The 20,153-nt window shown below is 63.8% G+C and carries 15 protein-coding genes; 5 read left to right on the top strand and 10 right to left on the bottom strand.

What is annotated here, in order from left to right:
• Positions 1 to 339: 339 nt before the first annotated feature.
• On the top strand, positions 340 to 810 hold the full coding sequence (locus BRA471DRAFT_RS27445) for a hypothetical protein (protein ID WP_007613270.1): 471 nt from the start codon (positions 340 to 342) through the stop codon (positions 808 to 810).
• 204 nt (positions 811 to 1,014) lie between these two features.
• Here BRA471DRAFT_RS27445 and BRA471DRAFT_RS27435 read toward each other — a convergent pair whose 3' ends face one another.
• Positions 1,015 to 1,194 carry a hypothetical protein gene (locus tag BRA471DRAFT_RS27435; RefSeq protein ID WP_007613268.1) on the bottom strand — a complete coding sequence of 60 codons (180 nt, stop codon included), beginning with the start codon at positions 1,192 to 1,194 and terminating at the stop codon, positions 1,015 to 1,017.
• Positions 1,195 to 1,395: 201 nt separating this feature from the next.
• Between BRA471DRAFT_RS27435 and BRA471DRAFT_RS27430 the strand changes: the two genes are divergently transcribed.
• Complete coding sequence (locus BRA471DRAFT_RS27430; RefSeq protein ID WP_035975175.1) at positions 1,396 to 4,467, top strand: AAA family ATPase; 3,072 nt, start codon at positions 1,396 to 1,398, stop codon at positions 4,465 to 4,467.
• Positions 4,468 to 4,472: 5 nt separating this feature from the next.
• On the opposite strand, the gene BRA471DRAFT_RS27425 is transcribed toward BRA471DRAFT_RS27430, so the two are convergent.
• Complete coding sequence (locus BRA471DRAFT_RS27425) at positions 4,473 to 5,567, bottom strand: catalase family protein (protein WP_007613266.1); 1,095 nt, start codon at positions 5,565 to 5,567, stop codon at positions 4,473 to 4,475.
• Between the two features lie 439 nt (positions 5,568 to 6,006).
• Between BRA471DRAFT_RS27425 and BRA471DRAFT_RS27420 the strand changes: the two genes are divergently transcribed.
• The 3 genes from BRA471DRAFT_RS27420 to BRA471DRAFT_RS27410 all read left to right on the top strand — a co-directional run bounded on the left by BRA471DRAFT_RS27420 (position 6,007) and on the right by BRA471DRAFT_RS27410 (position 8,498).
• A complete protein-coding gene (locus BRA471DRAFT_RS27420; protein ID WP_007613265.1) occupies positions 6,007 to 6,852 on the top strand; it encodes a CmcJ/NvfI family oxidoreductase in 846 nt (281 codons plus the stop codon).
• A gap of 103 nt (positions 6,853 to 6,955) precedes the next feature.
• A complete protein-coding gene (locus BRA471DRAFT_RS27415; RefSeq protein WP_007613264.1) occupies positions 6,956 to 7,279 on the top strand; it encodes a septal ring lytic transglycosylase RlpA family protein in 324 nt (107 codons plus the stop codon).
• A 49-nt stretch (positions 7,280 to 7,328) separates the two neighbouring features.
• On the top strand, positions 7,329 to 8,498 hold the full coding sequence (locus tag BRA471DRAFT_RS27410) for a Gfo/Idh/MocA family protein (protein WP_007613263.1): 1,170 nt from the start codon (positions 7,329 to 7,331) through the stop codon (positions 8,496 to 8,498).
• A 235-nt stretch (positions 8,499 to 8,733) separates the two neighbouring features.
• Here BRA471DRAFT_RS27410 and BRA471DRAFT_RS27405 read toward each other — a convergent pair whose 3' ends face one another.
• The 8 genes from BRA471DRAFT_RS27405 to BRA471DRAFT_RS27370 form a co-directional block, all read right to left on the bottom strand.
• The gene (locus tag BRA471DRAFT_RS27405) at positions 8,734 to 10,044 is read right to left on the bottom strand and encodes an ABC transporter substrate-binding protein (protein ID WP_007613262.1); all 1,311 of its coding nucleotides are present in this window, start codon (positions 10,042 to 10,044) and stop codon (positions 8,734 to 8,736) included.
• Between the two features lie 154 nt (positions 10,045 to 10,198).
• The gene (gene uvrA, locus BRA471DRAFT_RS27400; protein WP_007613261.1) at positions 10,199 to 12,712 is read right to left on the bottom strand and encodes an excinuclease ABC subunit UvrA; all 2,514 of its coding nucleotides are present in this window, start codon (positions 12,710 to 12,712) and stop codon (positions 10,199 to 10,201) included.
• Positions 12,713 to 12,884: 172 nt separating this feature from the next.
• A complete protein-coding gene (locus BRA471DRAFT_RS27395) occupies positions 12,885 to 14,126 on the bottom strand; it encodes an ABC transporter substrate-binding protein (RefSeq protein WP_007613260.1) in 1,242 nt (413 codons plus the stop codon).
• A 41-nt stretch (positions 14,127 to 14,167) separates the two neighbouring features.
• Complete coding sequence (locus tag BRA471DRAFT_RS27390) at positions 14,168 to 15,649, bottom strand: ATP-binding cassette domain-containing protein (RefSeq protein ID WP_007613259.1); 1,482 nt, start codon at positions 15,647 to 15,649, stop codon at positions 14,168 to 14,170.
• Positions 15,649 to 16,575, bottom strand: coding sequence for a branched-chain amino acid ABC transporter permease (locus tag BRA471DRAFT_RS27385; protein WP_007613257.1), 927 nt, complete (start codon positions 16,573 to 16,575; stop codon positions 15,649 to 15,651). Before BRA471DRAFT_RS27385 ends, BRA471DRAFT_RS27390 begins: the two co-directional genes overlap by 1 nt.
• A 1-nt stretch (position 16,576) precedes the next feature.
• Positions 16,577 to 17,452 carry a branched-chain amino acid ABC transporter permease gene (locus tag BRA471DRAFT_RS27380; RefSeq protein ID WP_007601104.1) on the bottom strand — a complete coding sequence of 292 codons (876 nt, stop codon included), beginning with the start codon at positions 17,450 to 17,452 and terminating at the stop codon, positions 16,577 to 16,579.
• Positions 17,453 to 17,556: 104 nt separating this feature from the next.
• A complete protein-coding gene (locus tag BRA471DRAFT_RS27375) occupies positions 17,557 to 18,798 on the bottom strand; it encodes an ABC transporter substrate-binding protein (RefSeq protein WP_007613255.1) in 1,242 nt (413 codons plus the stop codon).
• Between the two features lie 241 nt (positions 18,799 to 19,039).
• A complete protein-coding gene (locus tag BRA471DRAFT_RS27370; protein ID WP_007613253.1) occupies positions 19,040 to 20,143 on the bottom strand; it encodes an FAD-binding oxidoreductase in 1,104 nt (367 codons plus the stop codon).
• Positions 20,144 to 20,153: the final 10 nt, after the last annotated feature.

The following is a 20,153-nucleotide window of genomic DNA, read 5'->3' as shown; positions in this document are numbered from 1 at the left end:
CTCCCACAACTCTGGCGCTCGCGAGAAGCCTCCCGGCCGCGCTCATTTGGAACCGATAGTAATGGCACGAATAGTAAATCGGGAAGGTGGTTGTTGGTTGCGAATGCGCCGGAAGCTTAATGCTTTGCCGCGGTGATCGGGCCCCAGGCACCGTCTTGCCGGTGTCACACGCGGCGAGGTTGTCGAGCCCGTCCGGTACCGGTTGATCAGAATGGAGGCATGCGTCTTGTGCGGTGCACGCAAAATCGAGGCCGAATTTCCGGCTTTGACCTTGCGCCAGGATGCCCGATCATGGGCTGCGTCCATGTCCAAGCAAAATGTCAGACAGGGAGTAAGACGATGACGATCTGGAAAACGGCAATCGCCTGTTCGCTGGCCGGCGCGGTCATGGCCGGCCAAATCGAGCGGGCCGCCGCGGGCCCGATGCCGACAAATGTCGCGACCATGAAGGCCGCGGTCGGCGATGATGTCACGCAGGTGTATTGGCGCGGCCGAGGTTTTGGATGGGGTATTGGCGGCCTCGCAGCCGGCGCGATCATCGGCAGCGCCATCGCCAGCAGCGCCTATGGCTACGGCTACTATGGCGGTGGTCCATATTACGGCGGCTATGGATATCCGGGGCCGGCTTACGGCTATGCGCCTGCCTATTATGGCGGCTATGGACCGGGTTACGCCTATGGACCGGGCTACGGTTATGGCGGGTATTACGCGCGTCCGCGCTATTACGGCTATCGCGCCTATCGTCCATATTACGGTCCCCGTTACGGCTACTACCGGCCGTACCGGCACTATCACCGCGCGTATTGGTGATTGATCAAACGGGCGGACCCGCTCGCCGCAGGTCGCCGATGCTGAAAGGGTTTGAGGGCCGCTGGACGCATGCGGCCCGATCGGCTTGCGCGCGTTGAACCCGGTGATGCGGCACGACGAGCCGGCCATGCCCGCCCGCGACAATCCCGATGCAGATCGCGACGATGATCGCGATCTCGATGCACCATTCGAGCGGTCCCGAGCTCATGGCAGCGCGATGGTGTTGGCGAGATCGAACTCGGACAGGCCTGGGCCGCCGCACGCGAGGTAGATCGCCAGGAGGAAGATGCGGCTGAGAACGGTGGCGCCCAATATGACCCTGATGTCGTATTGGCGAATGACAAAAGCGAGAGGCGGGATCGCCAGATGTTTTAAAATGCTCATGGCCAACTCCTTGCCAAAATTCAGGCATCGACTGCCTGTCGACTGAATGACAGCGTGATGAAAAGGCCGTCCGACGCCTTGCCGGCGTCTCTGAAATGGACAGGCCAATGCTAGTGCCGGCGCAGGGCGCAGGTCTTTATCGCGTCCTTACATTTGGCTGAGCTTTCCCTTAAGATGGTGCAGCATCCGGGGGTCGGAGCCGTGCGTAGAGACGCGCTTGCCTTTGGTGAATTCCGCCTCGACCGTGCCAACGCGCTATTGTGGCGAGGCGGGGAGCGGATCGCGCTGGCGCCGAAGCCGTTCGAGGTTCTTTGCTATCTCGTCGGTCGGCCCGGTGAGCTCGTCACCAAGGAAGAGTTGCTCGACGCGGTCTGGTCCGATCTGCACGTCAGCGAGTCGAGCCTCGCCGTTGCCGTGAATGCGCTACGCTCGGTGCTCGGCGACGACAGGCAGTCCCCCAATTACATCGAGACGGTCACGCGGCGCGGCTATCGCTTCATTGCGCCGGTCGCGACCGCCGACTTGCCTGCGATCGAGCGGGCGCCCGAAGAGGAGGCGGCGTCCGTCACGGAGCAGGCTGTCGATCGACGCCGGCACTGGAGAGTCGGCCGCACGGGGGCACTCGACACGCTGGACAAGGCGTTGCAACTCGCGCGTACCGGACAGCGTCAGGTCGTCTTCATCACCGGCGAGGCCGGGATCGGCAAGACCACCCTCTTGCAAATGACGCTCGACAGGATGAACCAGCAGGGACTGGGCGTGCTGCACTGTAGCTGCAACGAGCTGTTCGGCACCCATGAGGCCTTTCTTCCGCTGATCGGAGCGCTGAACGAGTGCTGCCGTCGAACCGATGGAGCATCGCTGCTGGCGTCCATCCGCGAGCACGCGCCGACGTGGCTCGCGCAAATGCCCGGATTCCTCGGCGAAGCAGACCGGGCCGCATTCCAGCATGAGGTCTTTGGCGCAACCCGGGAGCGCATGCTGCGCGAATTTGCCGATCTCATGGAACATCTCGCCGTCACGCGACCATGGGTGATCATCCTGGAAGATCTGCATTGGAGCGACTTTGCCACCGTGGATGTGCTCTCCCGGCTGGCGCGGCGGGATCGGAAGGCTTCTATCCTCGTGCTGGCCACCTACCGGCCGATGGAAGTCGCTGTCGGCGGACATCCCATCCGCGCGGTTCACCAGGACTTGCGGATTCACGGACACGCCACCGAGCTCGCGCTCGATCGACTGACCGGCATCGACGTCGAACGCTATCTGTCCCTGCGCTTCAACTCGGCCGATTTTGCCAGAGAGCTGGTCGAGCGCATCTTCGCGCGGACCGGCGGCCATCCTCTGTTCGTGTCGTCTCTGCTCGACCATCTCGTGGCGCAGGGCGCGCTGGTCGAGCACGAACTGGGCTGGCGGCTGGTCAGCGAAGACGCGGCCTCGCATGATAGCATGCCGCGCGATCTGGAAGGCATGATCAAGCAGCAGATCGATCACCTCACCGTGGACGAGCGCTGCCTGCTCGAGGTCGCCAGTGCGGCGGGAGCGGAGTTTTCCGCGCTTCACATCGCCGGTGCGCTGGACCGTCCCGTGCTGGATGTCGAGCAGATGTGCGAGGACCTGGCACGGACCGATCGCATTATCGTCGCTGCCGGCATGACCGAGTGGCCGAACGGAGGTGTCTCCGGTCGCTATGCGTTCCAGCACGCGCTTTACCAGGAGATCCTCTACCAGCGGCTCGCGCCGGCACGCCGCACGAAAACCCATGCGCTGCTTGGGGCGGGGCTCGAGCAGGGGTATGGGCCGCAGGCTGCGGAGATCGCCGCCGTCGTCGCGCGCCACTTCGAACTGGGCCGCGATTTCCCGAAAGCGATGCATTATCTGGGCGCGGCGGCCGAGGGCTCGGCGCGAAGGTTCAGCACGCGCGAGGCCGCCAATTACCTGTCCCGCGCTTTGGAACTGGTGCCGCATCTGCCGCCGGAGTTTCAGGTGGCAACACGTCTGAAGTTGCTGCTTCAGCGCGCCTGGGCCTGGCGGGCCAGTGGAGATTTCCTGAATTCCCTGCAGGATCTCAGCGCTGTCGTCGCGCACGCGGCGGAGAACGGGCACGTGCGCGAAGAGGTGAACGCGCTGGTCGATCTCAGCCGATTCTGTCTTTACGTCGATCGACGCCAGAGCCTGCCTGTTGCGGAACAGGCCCTTGTCAAGAGCAGGGCGATCGACGACGCCGCGTTCAGCGCTCTGGTCCAGGGCAACCTTGCCAATTTGAAGCTGATGCTCCGCGGCTGGGATCGCGAGAATGCGGAGCTTGCCGAGCGTGCGTCAGCACTGATCACCGGAGAGCAGGATCTGAGCATGCGGCTGCGGCGCTGCTCGATGGAGATGGTGCTGGAGTTCCTGCGCGCGAATTATCCCGCCTGCTGCGATGCGACGACCAGGGGAAAGGAGCTCGCCCGCCTGGTCGGTGATGTCTATCTGTTCGTCCTCTATGAGTCGGTCGAGGCGTTTGCCCAGATTTATCTCGGTGAATGGGGCCAGGCGCAACGAAACCTCGTCTCCGCGTTGGCTATCTCGGAACGGAATGCAAATCCGCAGGCCGTCGCGCTGTGTCATCTCGCGATCGGATGGCTGTATTCCGAGGCGGAGGAATATGGCAGCGCGTCACGGCGTGCGGAGGATGCGCTCGGCCCGATGATCGAGGCCAATCCGTTCACCTTCTTCGTCGGCAGGAACCTGCTGGCGCGGGCTTATGTCCGGATGGGCGACCTGCCTCGGGCGCGGCAGCATCTCGATGCGATGGAGCGGCGGATGGAGGTCGACCGGGTGCCGATGGAGTCGCTGGTCATCCCCCATTATTGGCTCACTTGCTGCGACTATTGGATCGCGATCGGCGATCTGGACCTTGCCCGGAGTTCGGCCAGCCAGTTTCACGAGGTGACGAGCGCGGCACCCGACCGGCCGTTTCTCGCGCTGTGCTACGAGACCATGGCGAGAATTGCGATCCTGCAGCAGGATGCGCAACTCGCCGGCGGGCATTTGTCGGCGGCAATTTCGATCGTCCGTCGTGCCAGGTTGCCGCATGCCGCCTGGCGGGTTTATCGCACGACCGCGATGCTCTATGAAAGCCTCGGACAAGCGCAAAGGGCTGCCAAGTGGCGGGACCGCTCCTGCCAAGTGATTGCGTCGCTGGCAGAGACGCTTGATCCCGGCGATCCGCTGCGGTCGGCGTCCTTTTTCGACGCAGGCCGGGACAGCGGGCCCCATCATGAGGGACGGTGATCGGCTCAATCCGGCAGGTCTGCGATCTCTCGCGGTTCGCCGGGCGCTTGCTTGATCTTGAAGTGATTTTGCTGCTGCCGCAGCGTGCGGGAGGCCCGGTAGGCATCCCTGCGCAACCGCATGATCGAGCCGAGCGGCTGATGCGCGGCGAGACATCGCCATGGATCGAACGAAAGCACCTCGTCGGAATAGACGCGACGCGCGGGGCTGTCGGCGGTCTGGCGCGGAAGCGCGATCTTGCCGAGTGCTTGCGGCGGCGCGACGTCTTCGGGCCAGTCGATCGAGGCATCTTCGATCGGTGTTCGCTCCAGGTCGGTGCAGAGCTGGGCAAATAATTCGTACTCGGCCGCATTGTCCTTGAAGAAGGCAACGACGCTGTTCAGCACGGCATCATCGGCATCGTGGCAGGGCTGGCCGGTGAGTTGGCGAACCGACGCCGACTTCGGCACCAGGCGAAGCCTTGCGATATAATCGCCAAACCGCAATGCTCCCTCCGTGTGAAAGGTCTCTCCGAGAATGTTGCTGCCGGCATCACCGAGCGCCTTCAAGACGATCGGGATCGGAATGCCTGTTCTGTCCGATGCGGCGACCAGGACGCGCGCGAAAAAGCCTATGGGTCCGTACGCCAGATCAGGCAGGAACAGGGTGTGCTCGACCTTATGCTGTGCGCGCATATAGGCCATCGCATCCGCGAAATAGCTGGGGTGATTGACGAGTAGGAGATCCTGGTTCGTCGAATCGTCGTCGCCGAGCGCCTTGGGCCCGGTCACGCCCAGGACCTTGATGGCAAACCCCCGTGGCGAGCGGACGCGATCGCTCCTGTTGAATGCGGTGGAGAGGCGGACGATGATCGGGAAGTGGCCAGCCTGCTTGAACAGGCCCTGGCGCAGATGATCCGGCAAATCCTCGTAGACGATCAGCTCGCCCCGGAGATAGCCGGCGCCCTTGGCGTGCTGCTGCCGGGTCCCGTGCTTGTCTTTGCGAAAAGTGCGATCGCTCGTTCGCGAAATCGAAGCAACGATTTCCTCGACGGCCGCCGCTTCCTCCGGCCGGATGTGTTCGACGGATGGATCGTAACGAAGATACTGATCGGCTGACATGGCGCTGATCTCCAGCCCGAAGGTCGCCTTCCCATTGCAAGCGTCGACGGCCGCAGGGCAAATCACTGTAAGCCCGTCCGGTCGGGATCGGCAACCCGAGAGCGAGTTGTGATTGCCTGGACCAACCGCGGGATGAGGCATCCTGTTACCGACGCGATCACACGGTCGATGCTAGGCCAGCGGCGTCTCGGAAGTCCTTATGGGCTCCTTATGTTGTCCTGATCTTTTCCTTAAGGCCGGCCCGAGGCACGAGATCTCACAAGGCTCTCAAGCATCCGTGAAGCGGACAGAGCGCATTCCAATCCGAGAGGATTCCGCGAAACGTTCGTTCTGCGCTTCATGCTAACGACAACACTCGCATTGCTATTTGCACCAACTCCCTTGCAGCACGCACCCGCCCGGCAAAAATCATCCGGACGACCACATCGGGAGACTGGCCATGGGCCTGCAAGAAATAAAAATCGAATCGCTTCCCTTCGTCACCGCTGAACTCAACTATCTCGCGCCAGTTTCCGGCAAGCCGCGCACCTATGCCTTCGATCCGCCGCCTGGCGAGCCCAAAAGCACGTCGCTGCCGGAACCGCATCAGGTCCCGATCTTCGATGCACGACTGATCGCGCAGAATTTCTCGCTCGACCGCGAAGGCTTTGCGCTGGTGCGGCATCCAACCCGGGTCAAGGACTTCAGCAACGACGAAGAGGTGAGGGCGGTCTACTATCCCGCCGTCGAGGCCTTCCTGCGCGCAACGCTGAAAGCCGACCGCGTTGTCATCTTCGACCATACCGTGCGCAGGCGGATCGAGGGCGCCACGGACATTCGCGACGCTGGCCCGCGTCAGCCGGCAACGCGCGTCCACGTCGACCAGACCGCCATCTCCGGCGCCAACCGCGTGCGCGAGCATCTGCCCGATGAGGCCGATGAGTTGCTGAAGGGCCGCGTCCAGGTGATCAATCTGTGGCGGCCGATCCGCGGCCCGTTGCGCGACTCGCCGCTGGCGATGGCTGACGGAACGACGGTCGCGCCCGACGATCTCGTCGCCTCCGATCTGATCTATCCGAACCGTCGCGGCGAGACGTATTCGGTGAAATACAATCCGAACCATCGCTGGTTCTATTTCCCCGAGATGACGACGGACGAAGCGCTGCTGCTCAAGTGCTACGATTCCGCAACCGATGGCCGCACGCGCTTCGGGCCGCACACCGCGTTCGTCGATCCGACGACGCCGGCCGATGCGGCGCCGCGCGAAAGCATCGAGGTCCGGACGCTGGTCTTTCACAAACAGTAACAATGTGTGATGGCACCGCCGGGCGCGGCCCGGCGGCTGCTCAGGAACTCACCGGAACTAACAAACGTTGCTGCGCGGGGCAGGGCCAACCGGGAGCGGTGCCGTGCGAGCGCAGACCACGCTATTTTCTTGCCTTGTTTCTTGCCTTGCCACTTTTTCGCTTTCTGCTGTTTCCTTTGCACACGCCGAAAGCGGGCTTGCCTCCTATTACGGATACGGAAAAGCCGGGAAAGGCGAGCTGACCTGCGCGCACCGGACGCGCCCCTTCGGAAGCGTGCTGAGGGTGTCCTACGGCAGCCGCTCGATTCAATGCCGCGTCAATGATCGCGGCCCCTTCATCCGCGGTCGGATCGTCGATCTCTCGGTGCCGGCCGCCAAGGCGCTGGGCATGATGAGTGCCGGCGTGGTGCGGGTCTCGGTGGAATAGACCTCCCAGCGCGCTATAGTGCCGCCCACAGCATGGGTCAGGGGGCGCTATGGCCAGGATCAGGGTGGGACTCGTCGGCTGCGGCTTCGTGTCGGAGCTGCATATGTATGCGTTCCGGCGTGTCTACGGCGTGGATGTCGAAGTCGCGGCAGTGGCTGCGCGCGGCGACCACGTCGTCGAATTCGCTGCCCGCCACCAGGTCCCGCGGGTCTATCGCAGCTTCGCCGAGCTGATCGCGGACCGCGAGCTCGATGTCATCGACATCTGCACGCCGCCCAATCTTCATGCGGGAATGATCGTCGCCGCCATGCAGGCCGGCAAGCATGTGATCTGCGAAAAGCCCTTCGCCGGCTATTTCGGCCGCCACGGCGACCGGCAGCCGATCGGCAAGCATGTGCCGAAGGCGCTGATGTATGAGCGCGTGCTGGAGGAGATGGACGCCACGCGTGCCGCGATCGAGCGCACTGGAAAGCTCTTCATGTATGCCGAGGACTGGATCTACGCACCGGCCGTGACCAAGACCGCGGAGATTCTCAGAGCGACCAAGGACAAAATCCTGTTCATGAAGGGCGAGGAGAGCCATTCCGGCTCGCACGCGGCCCATGCCGCGCAATGGGCGATGACCGGCGGCGGCTCGCTGATCCGGATGGGCTGCCATCCGCTCTCCGCCGTGCTGTATCTCAAGCAGGTCGAGGCCAAGGCGCGCGGCGAGACCATCCGCGTCGCCAGCGTCAGCGGCGATGTCGGCAACGTCACGGCCGTCCTCAAGCCGGAGGAGCGCACCTATATCAAGGCCAATCCGGTTGACGTCGAGGATTGGGGCACGCTGACCGCGACGTTTTCGGACGGCACCAAGGCCACCGTGTTCTCCGGCGACATGATTATGGGCGGCGTGCGCAATCTGATCGAGACCTACACGTCAGGCGGCTCGCTGTTCGCCAACATCACGCCGAACAATCATCTGATGAGCTACCAGACCTCCGAGGAGAAGCTCGCCTCCGTCTACATCACCGAGAAGGTCGACCGCAAAACCGGCTGGCAATATGTCTGCCTCGAGGAGGAGTGGACGCGCGGCTATCTCCAGGAGATCCAGGACTTCATGGAATGCGCCGCGACCGGACGGCAGCCGCTGTCGGATCTGACGCTGGCGTATGAGACGATCAAGGTGAACTACGCCGGCTATTGGGCGGCGGAGGAGGGGCGGCGAGTGGTGTTGTAGGGGGTGATGAACTCGCTGAGCTAGCCGCAGCCGCGGTGCCAATCCTTCTCCCCTTGCGGGAGAAGGTGGCGCGAAGCGCCGGATGAGGGGTTATCTCCGCGAACGCAAATGTGAGAGGATCGCTCGCGGAGACAACCCCTCACCCGTCTCGCCGCTTCGCGGCGAGCCACCCTCTCCCGCAAGGGGAGAGGGGAAGATGGCGCCGACGCGGACAATCCATTTCGGCACGCCGCCATCACGTCCCGTAGGTCGATCCCTTCGGTAGCGGAAACACCGGGTCCCGCGTCCGGATGTTCGTCGGCCACACCACCGAGATGTGCTCGCCGGCGTTCTGCATCACCACTGGGGTCGAGCGCTCGTTCTGGCCGGACATCGGCGTGCCCGGCGGGAAGAATTTCACGCCATAGCCCTGGATGGTGCCGCCGGCGGGAATGTCGACGTCGAGCGCGGCCTTGCGAATGGCCTCGGGCTCGAAGCTGCCGTACTTCTCCTTGGCGACCGGCAGCACGTTGTTGAGCAGGATCCAGGTCTGGTTGAAACCCATCGAGCAATGCGGCGGCACGTCGGTGGCGCTGGTCTTGGCTTGATAGCGCGAGACCATGGTCTTCGTGAGATCGCCGATGCCCGGCGCGAGCTTCGCCGGATCGAGCAGTTGCGCCGGCACCGGATCGATGTTGCAGAAATTATCGATGTCGGGGCCGAAGGTCGCGCGCAGCTTGTCGAGCTGGCTGTAGCCGGCGCCCGCGCCGAACAGCATCTTGAAGCGCAGGCCGCTCTCGCGGGCCTGACGCAGGAACAGGGTGATGTCGGGGTTGTAGCCGGCATGCGAGATCACATCGACCTTGGCGCGCTTGAGCTTGGTCACAAGCACCGAGAGATCGGGCGCGGAAGCCGAATAGCCTTCGCGCATCACCACCTGGATGCCCGCCTGCTTGGCATAGGCCTCGTCCGCCGCCGCGACGCCGACCCCATAAGGGCCGTCCTCGTGGATCAGCGCAACCTTGACGTCCTTCGGGTCCATGCCGAGCTTGCCCTGCGCGTGCTCGGCGACGAAGCCCGCGAACGCCTGGCCGTACTGATCGGAATGGATCTGCGCGCGAAACACATATTGCAGGTTCTTGTCCTTGAACACGGCGGTCGAGACCGCGGTCGTGATCCAGAGGATCTTCTTCTGCTGCTCGACCTTCGCCGCCATCGGCACCGCATGCGCGCTGGAATAGACGCCGTTGATGATGTCGATCTTCTCTTGGCTGATCAGCCGCTCGGCCTCGTTGATCGCCACGTCCGCCTTGCTCTGCGAGTCCGCCGCGACCGGCACGATCTTGGTCTTGCCGCCGATGCCGCCCTTTTCGTTGACGAGGTCGATGGCGATCTGCGCGCCGACCGAGGAGGCGACCGAGCCGCCGGCGGCGAACGGACCGGTGAGGTCGTAGATCAGGCCGATGCGCAAATTCTCGGCTTGCGCCTGGGCCCGTGTCCAATCGAGGCTGAGTGCGGCGGCGGCAACCGCCGAGCTCTTCAGCAGCTGCCTGCGTGAAGTCGGCATCCTATCCTCCCTCAAAATCGTTTTATGACTTGGTCTTGTTATCTTTTTTCGAAGTATGGGGAGCGGGGCGGCGGAAAGTCAACATGGCGAAAGTCGGGGTCTGGCTCCGCGGCGCAGAACGCAATTGCGAAATGGGTGACGACGAGATCGCCCGCTACTGTTTCAAGCGTCGGGCGAGATAGCCGGCGGTCTTCCCGCCGGCCTCCGCGACCTCTTGCGGTGTTCCCGACGCAACGATACGGCCGCCTTCATCACCGGCACCGGGACCGAGGTCGATGATCCAGTCGCTATGAGAGACGACATCCATGTCATGCTCGACCACGACCACGCTGTTGCCGGCGTCCACGATGCGCTCGAGCTGGGCGATCAGGCGCTCGACATCGCTGGGATGAAGGCCGGTGGTCGGCTCGTCCAGGACATAGAGCGTGTGGCCGCGTTGCGGACGCATGAGCTCGGTCGCGAGCTTGATGCGCTGGGCTTCGCCACCCGACAGTTCGGTCGCGGACTGACCGAGGCGGATATAGCCGAGGCCGACCTCGCGGACGACCCCCAGCGAACGGTTCAGTGTTGGATCTTCGCGGAAGAATTCGAAGGCCTCGTCGACGCGCATCGCCAGCACATCCGCGATGGATTTTCCGCGGATCTTCACCTCCAACGTCTTGTCGTTGTAGCGCGCGCCCTTGCAGGTCGGGCAGGGTGCGTAGACACTGGGCAGGAACAGAAGCTCCACGCAGACAAATCCTTCGCCTTCGCAGGTGCTGCATCGGCCCTTCGCGACATTGAACGAGAAGCGCCCGGCATCGTAGCGGCGGGATTTTGCCTGCGGCGTCGCGGCGAACAGCTTCCGGACGTGGTCGAACAGGCCCGTATAGGTCGCAAGGTTGGACCGCGGCGTGCGGCCGATCGGCTTCTGATCGACCACCACGAGGCGATCGACCTGATCGAGGCCGGCGACGATCTTGCCACCCAATGTCTCGATCGCGGGTGCTGCCAGGCTGTCGTCATCCGCTTCCGCGGTCCGTGTATGGCCGAGATGCTCCGCCACGGCATCGACGAGGAATTGGCTGATCAGGCTCGATTTGCCCGAGCCCGACACGCCGGTCACGCTGGCGAGAACCCCGAGCGGGACATCGACGTCGAGGCCGCGAAGATTGTTGCGGGTCACACCCCGGACTTTCAGATGCGCCTTCGGTTCGCGGCGCACCGTCGGCAGCGGCTTTCGTGGATGGGCGAGATAATGGGCGGTTCGGGATTGCGCGACCTGACTGAGCCCTGCGGGCGGTCCACTATAGAGGATGTTCCCGCCGCCTTCGCCGGCATCCGGCCCGACGTCCACCAGCCAGTCGGCATGCCTGATTACCTCGATCTCGTGCTCGACCACGAAGATCGAATTGCCTGCGTGTTTCAGCCGGTCCAGCGCCCGCAGCAGCGCCTCGGTGTCGGCGGGATGCAAGCCTGCGGACGGTTCGTCGAGCACATAGACGACGCCGAACAGGTTCGAGCGGACCTGCGTCGCCAGACGCAAGCGCTGCAACTCGCCCGGCGACAGCGTCGGCGTGCTGCGCTCGCAGGCGAGATAGCCAAGCCCGAGGTCGAGCAGGACGGCCAGCCGCGCCGACAAATCCTCGCAGATGCGCCTTGCCACGACCGCCTTTTCCGACCTGTCGCTCGAGGCTTTCGCGAACGGCCTGACCACCACTTGCAGTTGCTTGAGCGGCAGATGCGACATCTCGGCGATGTTGAGGCCGGCAAACTTGACCTTGAGCGCCTCAGGCTTCAAACGCGTGCCGTGGCAGGTCGGGCAGTCCTGGGTGATCATGAATTGCGCGACGCGGCGCTTCATCATCGCACTCTCGGACTTGGCATAGGTCTGCATCACGTAGCGCTTGGCGCCGGTGAACGTACCCTGATAGCTCGGCTCCTCCTTGCGGCGCAGGGCCCGTTTGACCTCGGCCGCAGTGTAACCGGCATAGACGGGAACGGTCGGCTGCTCCTCCGTGAACAGGATCCAGTCGCGGTCCTTCCTGGGTAGCTCACGCCAGGGCTTGTCCACATCGTAGCCCAGCGTTGTCAGGATGTCCCGGAGGTTCTGTCCCTGCCAGGCACTGGGCCAGGCCGCGACGGCGCGCTCGCGGATGGTCCTGGTGTCGTCGGGCACCATCGATTTTTCGGTGACGTCAAGCATCCTGCCGATGCCGTGGCAGGTCGGGCAGGCGCCTTCCGGCGTGTTCGGCGAGAATGATTCCGCATAGAGCATCTTTTGTCCGCGCGGGTAATCGCCGGCACGGGAATAGAGCATCCTGAGCAGGTTCGAGATGGTCGTCACGCTGCCGACGGACGACCTCGTCGTTGGCGCGCCGCGCTGCTGCTGGAGCGCGACGGCGGGCGGCAGGCCTTCGATGTCGTCGACTTCGGGGATCTGCATCTGGTGGAAGAGACGCCGCGCGTAAGGCGACACCGATTCCAGATATCGTCGTTGTGCCTCGGCGTAGATCGTCCCAAAGGCGAGCGATGATTTTCCGGAGCCCGATACGCCCGTGAACACGACGAGGGCGTTGCGCGGAATACTGACGTCGACGTTCCTGAGGTTGTGCTCACGCGCGCCTCGCACGCGAACGAAGCCGTCATCCTGCATCAGGCCATCGGGTTGTCTTGGTCGGTCGTCCATCTGGCTGCTCCGGCCCACGCATAGGAGGTTAACGGCAGGATCGCAGGATGGGTCCACCGATGCCAGCGTACCCGTTGCGTTCTGCACAAAACGAAGGCCCGCCGCGATGGAAGCGACGGGCCTTTCAGGGTGATGGGTGCCCAGTACCGAGCCCGGTGGCGGGCTCGGCCGGTTACTGCGACAGCTTCACGAAACTCGGAAACTTGAGCTTGCCCTCCGCGATCTTCTCGGGCCAGACCACGACCTGCTTGGAGTCCTGCCACTGGAAGACCAGACCTGACACGGTCGTCGGACCCGACTTGATGCCGTGGGTGAACTCGTCGTCCTTGCCGTAGAACTGGATGCGGCCGATCGTGCCCTCGTAGTCGGTCTTTTCGAGTTCAGTGACCATCTTGTCGGGATCGGTCGAGCCCGCGCGCTTGATCGCCTCCGTGATGAAGTAGACCTCGTCATAGGCAGTGTAGCCGGTGTAGGCCGGCGGCGAGCCGAACTTGGCCTTGAACGCCGCCGCGAACGGTTTCGTCTTGGAGGTCACGGCGACGTCGGGCGTTGCGACCGCCAGCGACGGGACGCCGTCGGCGGCACCATTGGTGTCCTTCCAGAAGGTCGGGCTCAGCGCCTGCGCGCTGATGCCGAACATCGGGACCGGCACCTGCTGGTTCTTCCACTGCACGGTCGGCTGCACGCCGACATGCGAGATGCCGGTAACGATGACGTCCGGCTTCTTGGCCTCGATATTGTTGAAGATCGGCGTGAAGTCGGTGGTGTCAGGCGAGAACCGCACGTGCTCGACGACCTTGAGGCCTGCTTTCGGAAGACAGGCCTCGTAGCCGACGTCGAGCGGCTTGGTCCAGGCGGCGTCCTCGCTCATGATCGCGACCGTCTTGAACTTGAGCTTGTCGACCAGCAGATCCTTGGCGGCGTCGCAGACGAGCTGCGCTTGCGCGGCCGAGGTCAGATAGCCGTGGAAGGTGTACTTGTTCTTCTCATAGTCGTTATGGATCGCCTTGGTGATCTCGTTCGAGGCCGCGCCGGGGGTGATCAGCGGCATCTTCAGCCGCGCCGCCCAGGGTTCGAGCGCGAGAACGACCTCGCTGATGTAGCTCGCGATCACGGCGGAGACCTTGTCCTCGCTCACCGCGCGCTGGAATGCACGCACCGAGTCGGCCGAGGAGCTCTTGTTGTCGTAGGTCACGATCTCGATCTTGCGGCCAAGAATGCCACCCTTCGCGTTGATCTCGTCGGCGGCGATCTGCGCGCCGCCAGGCGTCGCGGCACCCGCAATCGACTGCACTTCGGCGATGACGCCGATCTTGATCGGGTCGTTCGACTGCGCGTAGGCGGGAGCAGCGAGGCACAGCGCCAGCGCGGAGGCGAGGAGGAAGCTGCTGCTCAAATTCGGCGATGGTCGCATGGTCGTTTCCCTTTGCTTCTTTTGTTGTTGGTATGCGCGAACTAGAGAAAATCGGCGCCAGCCTCCGCGGCGAAGCGGCCCGGATCGCCTTCCCAGACGATCCTTGCATGTTCGAGCACATAGACGCGGTCGGCATGCGGAAGCGCGAAGGTCACGTTCTGCTCGCCGAGCAGCACCGTGATCGACGTCGTCTGCCGCAGCTTCTCCAGGGCCTTGGACAGGAGCTCGAGGATGACGGGGGCGAGGCCCAGCGTGGGCTCGTCCAGGATCAGGATCTGCGGCTGCATCATCAGCGCACGGCCGATCGCAAGCATCTGCTGCTCGCCGCCGGAGAGTGTTTGCGCCATCTGGCCCTGACGCTCTTTCAGGATGGGGAACAGCTCGAACAGCCATGCGAGCTGTACCGCACGCTTGTCGTCGGCCAGATGTTGCCCGCCGAGATCGAGGTTTTCACGCACGCTCATCTCGCCGAACAGCTCGCGCGATTCCGGGCACTGCACGAGGCCGCTGCGGGCGATCTTCGCCGGCGTCGTGCCGCGCAGCTTCTCACCGCTGCGCACGATCTCGCCGCTATAAGGCAGGAAGCCAGAGATGGTGTTGAACAACGTGGTCTTGCCGGCCCCGTTGAGGCCGACGATCGAGACGAACTCGCCCTCATGGACGTGGATCGAGACGTTCTCCAGCGCCTGCGCCTTGCCGTAGAACACGCTGACATTCTCGACCTGGAGCAGCGGCACCTTGTCCTTGAAGCTCGTCTCGGGTCGCGCATGGGTCTCGATGGCGCCACCGAGATAGACCCGCCGCACCGTCTCGTTCTTCATGACGTCATCGGCCTTGCCCGTGACGATCTCCTCGCCGAGATACATCGCGAGCACGCGGTCGACCAGCGCCGCGACACTTTTGACGTTGTGGTCGACCAGCATCACCGCGCGGCCCTCGTCGCGAAAGCTGCGGATCAGGTCGGAGAAAACGTCGACTTCTGCGCGCGTCAGCCCGGCAAAGGGCTCGTCCACCAGCACGACCTTCGGATCGCGCGCGATCGCCTTGGCGAGCTCGAGCCGGCGCAGGTCGGCAAAGGGCAGCGTCGGCGGGCGGCGGTTCATCACGCTGCCGAGCCCGACGCGGTCGGCGATCCATTTGGCGCGCTCGACCAGCGCCTTGTCCGGAAACAGCATGAACAGGCTGTCCGGCAGCAGCGCGACCATGATGTTCTCCAGCACGGTCTGCCGGTTCAGCGGCCGCGAATGCTGGAACACCATGCCAAAACCCTTGCGCGCGATCTTGTGCGCGGGAAGGCCGGCCAGGTCCTCGCCCTCGAAGATCACCTCGCCTGATGTCGGGCGCTCGATGCCCATCACGCTCTTCATTGCGGTCGACTTGCCCGAGCCGTTCGGCCCGATCAGGCCAAAAATCTCGCCGCTATTGACCTCGAAGCCGAGGTTCTTCACCGCCGTCAGTCCGCCGAAGCGCTTGGTCAGGCCGCGGACTTCGAGCACGGCCCTGTTTGAAGATCGCATATCCATCACGAGCGCGCCTCACGCGAGAGGGCCGCTCCGAGGAAGCCGCCGGGGAAGAACAGCACGACGAGCAGCGCGACGGCCGAAACGATAAAGGTCGCGAGCTCGCCGGTGGGCCTTAAGAACTCGCCAGCGACGATCAGGAAGATCGCGCCCAGCGCCGCGCCAAGCACGGTGCGCCGGCCGCCGAGCACGGCCGACACGATCACGTTGACGCCGACCGCCACGTCGACGACGGTGCCGACCGAGGCGGTGCCGAAGTAGAACACCAGCAGCGCCCCCGATAGCCCCGAAAAGAACGCGCTGACGATGAAGGCGGCGAGTTTGTGCTTGACGATGTTGAAGCCGAGCGCGCCGGCCTGCACCGGGTCCTGGCCGCTGGCTTGCAGCACCAGGCCAACAGGCGATTGCGACAGGCCATAAAGAATGGCCGCCGAGATCGTCATGAAGCCGAGGGCGATCCAGTAATTGGCGCCGGCATTGATGGTGATGACGTCGGGGATGGTCAGGCCGATCTCGCCGCCGGTGAGGTCGGCGAACACCACGATGAAATTCTGCAGCATCAGCACCGCGACCAGCGTGGTCAGGCCGAAATACGGTCCGCGCACCCGGAGCGCCGGCAGCGCCAGCACGAGGCCGGCGATGACGGAGGCGAGCGCGCCGAGCACGATGCAGGCGTAAACCGACCAGCCGAACTGGGCATTGAGGATGCCCGCGGTGTAGGCGCCGACGCCGATCAGGAAGGTCGGCCCGAAATTGACCTCGCCGGCGAACCCGAACAGCAGGTCCCACGCCATCGCGAACACGCCGAAATAGAAGGCGACGGTGAGAAGCCCGAGCACGTAGCCGGAGACGTAGAGCGGAAGCGTTGCCGCGATGACGACCAGCGCGAGCGAGATGAAGAACAGGCGTGTCGTAAAGAAGCCGGCCATCTCAGCGCCTCCCCAGAAGGCCCTGGGGCCGGATGTACATCACGAACACGAGCAGCAGCAGCGCCGGAATGGTGCGATAGGCCGGCGAGACCAGATAGGCCGTGAGCGTTTCGAGATAGCCGACCACGAACGCCGCGATCAGCGAGCCGGAGACACTGCCGAGGCCGCCTAGCACGACGATCGAGAACGCGCTCGCGGTCAGCGGTCCGACGCTGTAGGAGCTGACGCCGAGGAACATTCCGAGCAGCACGCCGGCGATGCCGGCGAGAATGCCGTAGATCGCCCATACCACGACATAGATGTTGGTGAGCTCGAGGCCGAGCAGGGTGACGCCGCGCGGGTTCATCGAGGCGGCCAGCACCGCCTTGCCGGTGCGGGTGCGGTTCACCAGGAGCCACAACAGCGCGATGACGAAGCAGCACACGATCGCGGTGAAGATCTCATTGCTGGGCGTGCGTACGCCGAGGATTTCGACGACACCCTCGACGATCGGCAGCACGGTCTTGGCGTTGTTGGTGAAGAAATAAGCGATCACCTCCTGGATCATGATCCCCCATAGCAGCGTGCCGGTGAGGACGAAGATTTCCTTCTCTTCATTCGGGATGCGCCGGGAGTCCTGGATCGGCTTCACCACCGCGAAATAGGTGGCAAAAGACGTGAGAAGGGCGACACCTACGCCGATCAGTGCGCCGGCATAGGTGCCGACATTCAGGATGCTCGCGGCGGCCCAGGCCGCCACCGCTGCCGCCACCATGATGGCCCCGTGGGAGAGGTTGAGGACGCCGGAGACGCCGAAGATCAGCGTGAAACCGGTGGCACCGAGAGCATAGAGAGCGCTGATGGCGAAGCCATCGATCAGAATCTGGAAAGCACGCATCTAGGGTTGGCAATCTGAATGATGAGAGACGATGTTGCTGGAGCGACGTGCGGCGGGACCCGCATGTGGAAGCTCCCGGGAGCTGGTCCCGGGAGCGTGTCCCGCTAGTTCGAGAGCTTGATGAAGCTCGGGAACTTGATGTCGACCTTGGCGACTTCCTTGGGCCAGACCGCGCTCTGCTTGCCGCCCTGCCATTGCAGCATCAGCCCGGTGATCAGGCCCTTGCCGTATTTGATCGAGTGCGTGAACGGATCGTCCTTGCCGTAGAACTGGACGCGGCCGATCGTGCCTTCCCAGTCGGTCTTCTCCAAAGCATCGACGAGCTTGTCGGCGTCGGTCGAACCGGCGCGCTTCACGGCGTCGGCGATGTAGTAGACCTCGTCATAGGCGGTGTAGCCGGCATAGGAGGGATAGTTGCCGAACTTCTTCTTGAAGGCTTCGGCGAACGGCACCGATTTCGGCGTCACCGCGACGCCTGGGCCGGAGACGCCCTGGTAGAGCACGCCTTCCGCCGCCTGATTGGTGTCCTTGCCAAAAGTCTCGTTGGTGGCCTGCGAGGCGATGCCGAACATCGGGATCGGCACCTGCTGGTTCTTCCACTGCACCGTCGGCTGCACGCCGACATGGGAGATGCCGGTGATGATCACGTCGGGCTTGGAGCCCTCGATCTTGTTGAAGATCGGCGTGAAGTCGGTGGTATCAGGCGAGAAGCGGATGTGGTCGAGCACCTTCAGCCCGATCTTGGGCAGACATTCCTCGTAACCGATGTCGAGCGGCTTGGTCCAGGCGGCGTCCTCGCTCATGATGACGGCGGTCTTCATGTGCATCTTGTCGACCAGCAGGTCCTTGGCGCCGTCGCAGACCGAGAGCGCCAGCGCGGCGGAGGTCAGATAGCCGTGGAAGGTGTATTTGTTCTTCTCGTAGTCGGAATGCACGCTCTTGCTGATCTCGTTGGAAGCGGCACCGGGCGTGACGAACGGCGTCTTCAGCCGCGAGGCCCAGGGCTCCAGTGCCAGCACGACTTCGCTGATGTAGCTGGCGATGACCGCGTTGACCTTGTCCTCGTTTACCGCGCGCTGGAACGCGCGCACCGAATCTGCCGAGGACGAGTGATTGTCGTAAGAGACGATCTCGATCTTGCGGCCGTCGACGCCGCCATTGGCGTTGATCTCGTCGGCCGCGAGCTGTGCCGCCTGAGGGATGGAGGCGCCGGCAATCGCCTGCGCTTCCGCGATCACACCGATCTTGATCGGATCGGCCGCAAGTGCCGCGCCTGAGGTCATCAACACAGCGGCTGCGGCAGTACCGAGTGCTATTCGCAACGCAACAGAGAGCGGTTTCTTCATCTTGTTCTCTCCCTTCAACAGGCCTCTTATGAGCCATTATGCGCACGACTATACCGGCGGAGACATTCTCGGCAAGTGAAACCGCGTCCAGGATTGTGAGAGACGAACTAAAGTCTAGCGCTGCGCAAATAGCGGGCAGGAAAGCTATCGGATCCCTTTTCACGCGCAGGCATGCAGATTTCGTCGGTAGGCATGCGCAGCGATCGCGGGCGCACAACGATGATCGACAAAGCAACCTTGTTCAGCGCGCTCGCAGCAGCGATGGATCGAGCGGCTCGAGCCGGGCCGGATCGAATGCCGAGATGTCGATGTTACGCGTCGCACCCTCCGCGATCAGTTGCGCCATGACCTCGCCCGTGGCGGGCGCATTCAGGATGCCCCACACATTGTGCCCGGTCGCAACATAAAGACCTTCAGTTCGCGCCACCTTGCCGATCAGCGGCAGGCCGTCCTGCGTCACCGGCCGGAAGCACGCTTGCCGCGCAATGATCCTCTCGGAGCGGAACAGCGGCGACAGCCGCTCGGACATGGTTTGCAGGCGCGCGATCGCGTCGTGGTCCGGCGTCACGGCAGCCGGATCGAGCGGAAGCGGCGCGATGTCGGAGAGAGCGGTGATATGCGTGCTGCCGTCAGCGCGAGGGAAGACCTCGATTGACACGGCACTGCCATTCTCGTCAGACTCCAGGAACAGCGCATCGGCCGGCACATCCGGGCCGGTGTCGTACACGATGCTCGGGCTGCGCTGGCCGTAGACGGCGGGCAGGCTCATCCATTGCGCGGCGAGCAGCGACCATGGTCCCATCGCGATCACGACGGCGTCCGCCTCGACGATGCGGCCGTCGACCTCGACGCCCGTCGCGGTCGTGCCGTCGGCATCGCGCATGATGCCGGTCACCTGGCCGGTGCGAAGCTCGGCGCCTAGCGCGAGCGCCGCGTTCATCACGGCTGCGGTGAATTTTTTGGGGTGAACGATCGCAGTGGTCTCTATCGTGCCGATGCGCTGCGCGATGATGACGCCGTTGCTGAGCCAGCCGAGGGCGGACGGTGCATCCCGGCGTGGATGGCCATCAGCAGTAACGAAGCCGCTATAAGCGGTCATCGGGCGATAGCCCCAATCGCCTGCGATCTCTTCCGGCAGTTGCGCATGGATCGCAAAGCTCCGTCGCGCCAGCGCATCGAGCGGCGAGCCCTCGCACCAGTCACGCGCGAGGAAGCCGCCCGCCTTGCCTGACGCTGCGGCCGCCACCTCCGTCCGCTCCACGACGATGGTTTCGATGCCGCGGCGGCGGAGAAACCAGGCGGTGCAGGCGCCGATCACGCCGCCGCCGCAGATCACAACGCGCATGAATGCTCCC

The sequence above is a fragment of the Bradyrhizobium sp. WSM471 genome, assembly GCF_000244915.1.
Lineage (GTDB): Bacteria > Pseudomonadota > Alphaproteobacteria > Rhizobiales > Xanthobacteraceae > Bradyrhizobium.
This window is presented reverse-complemented; position numbering and strand designations above follow the sequence as displayed.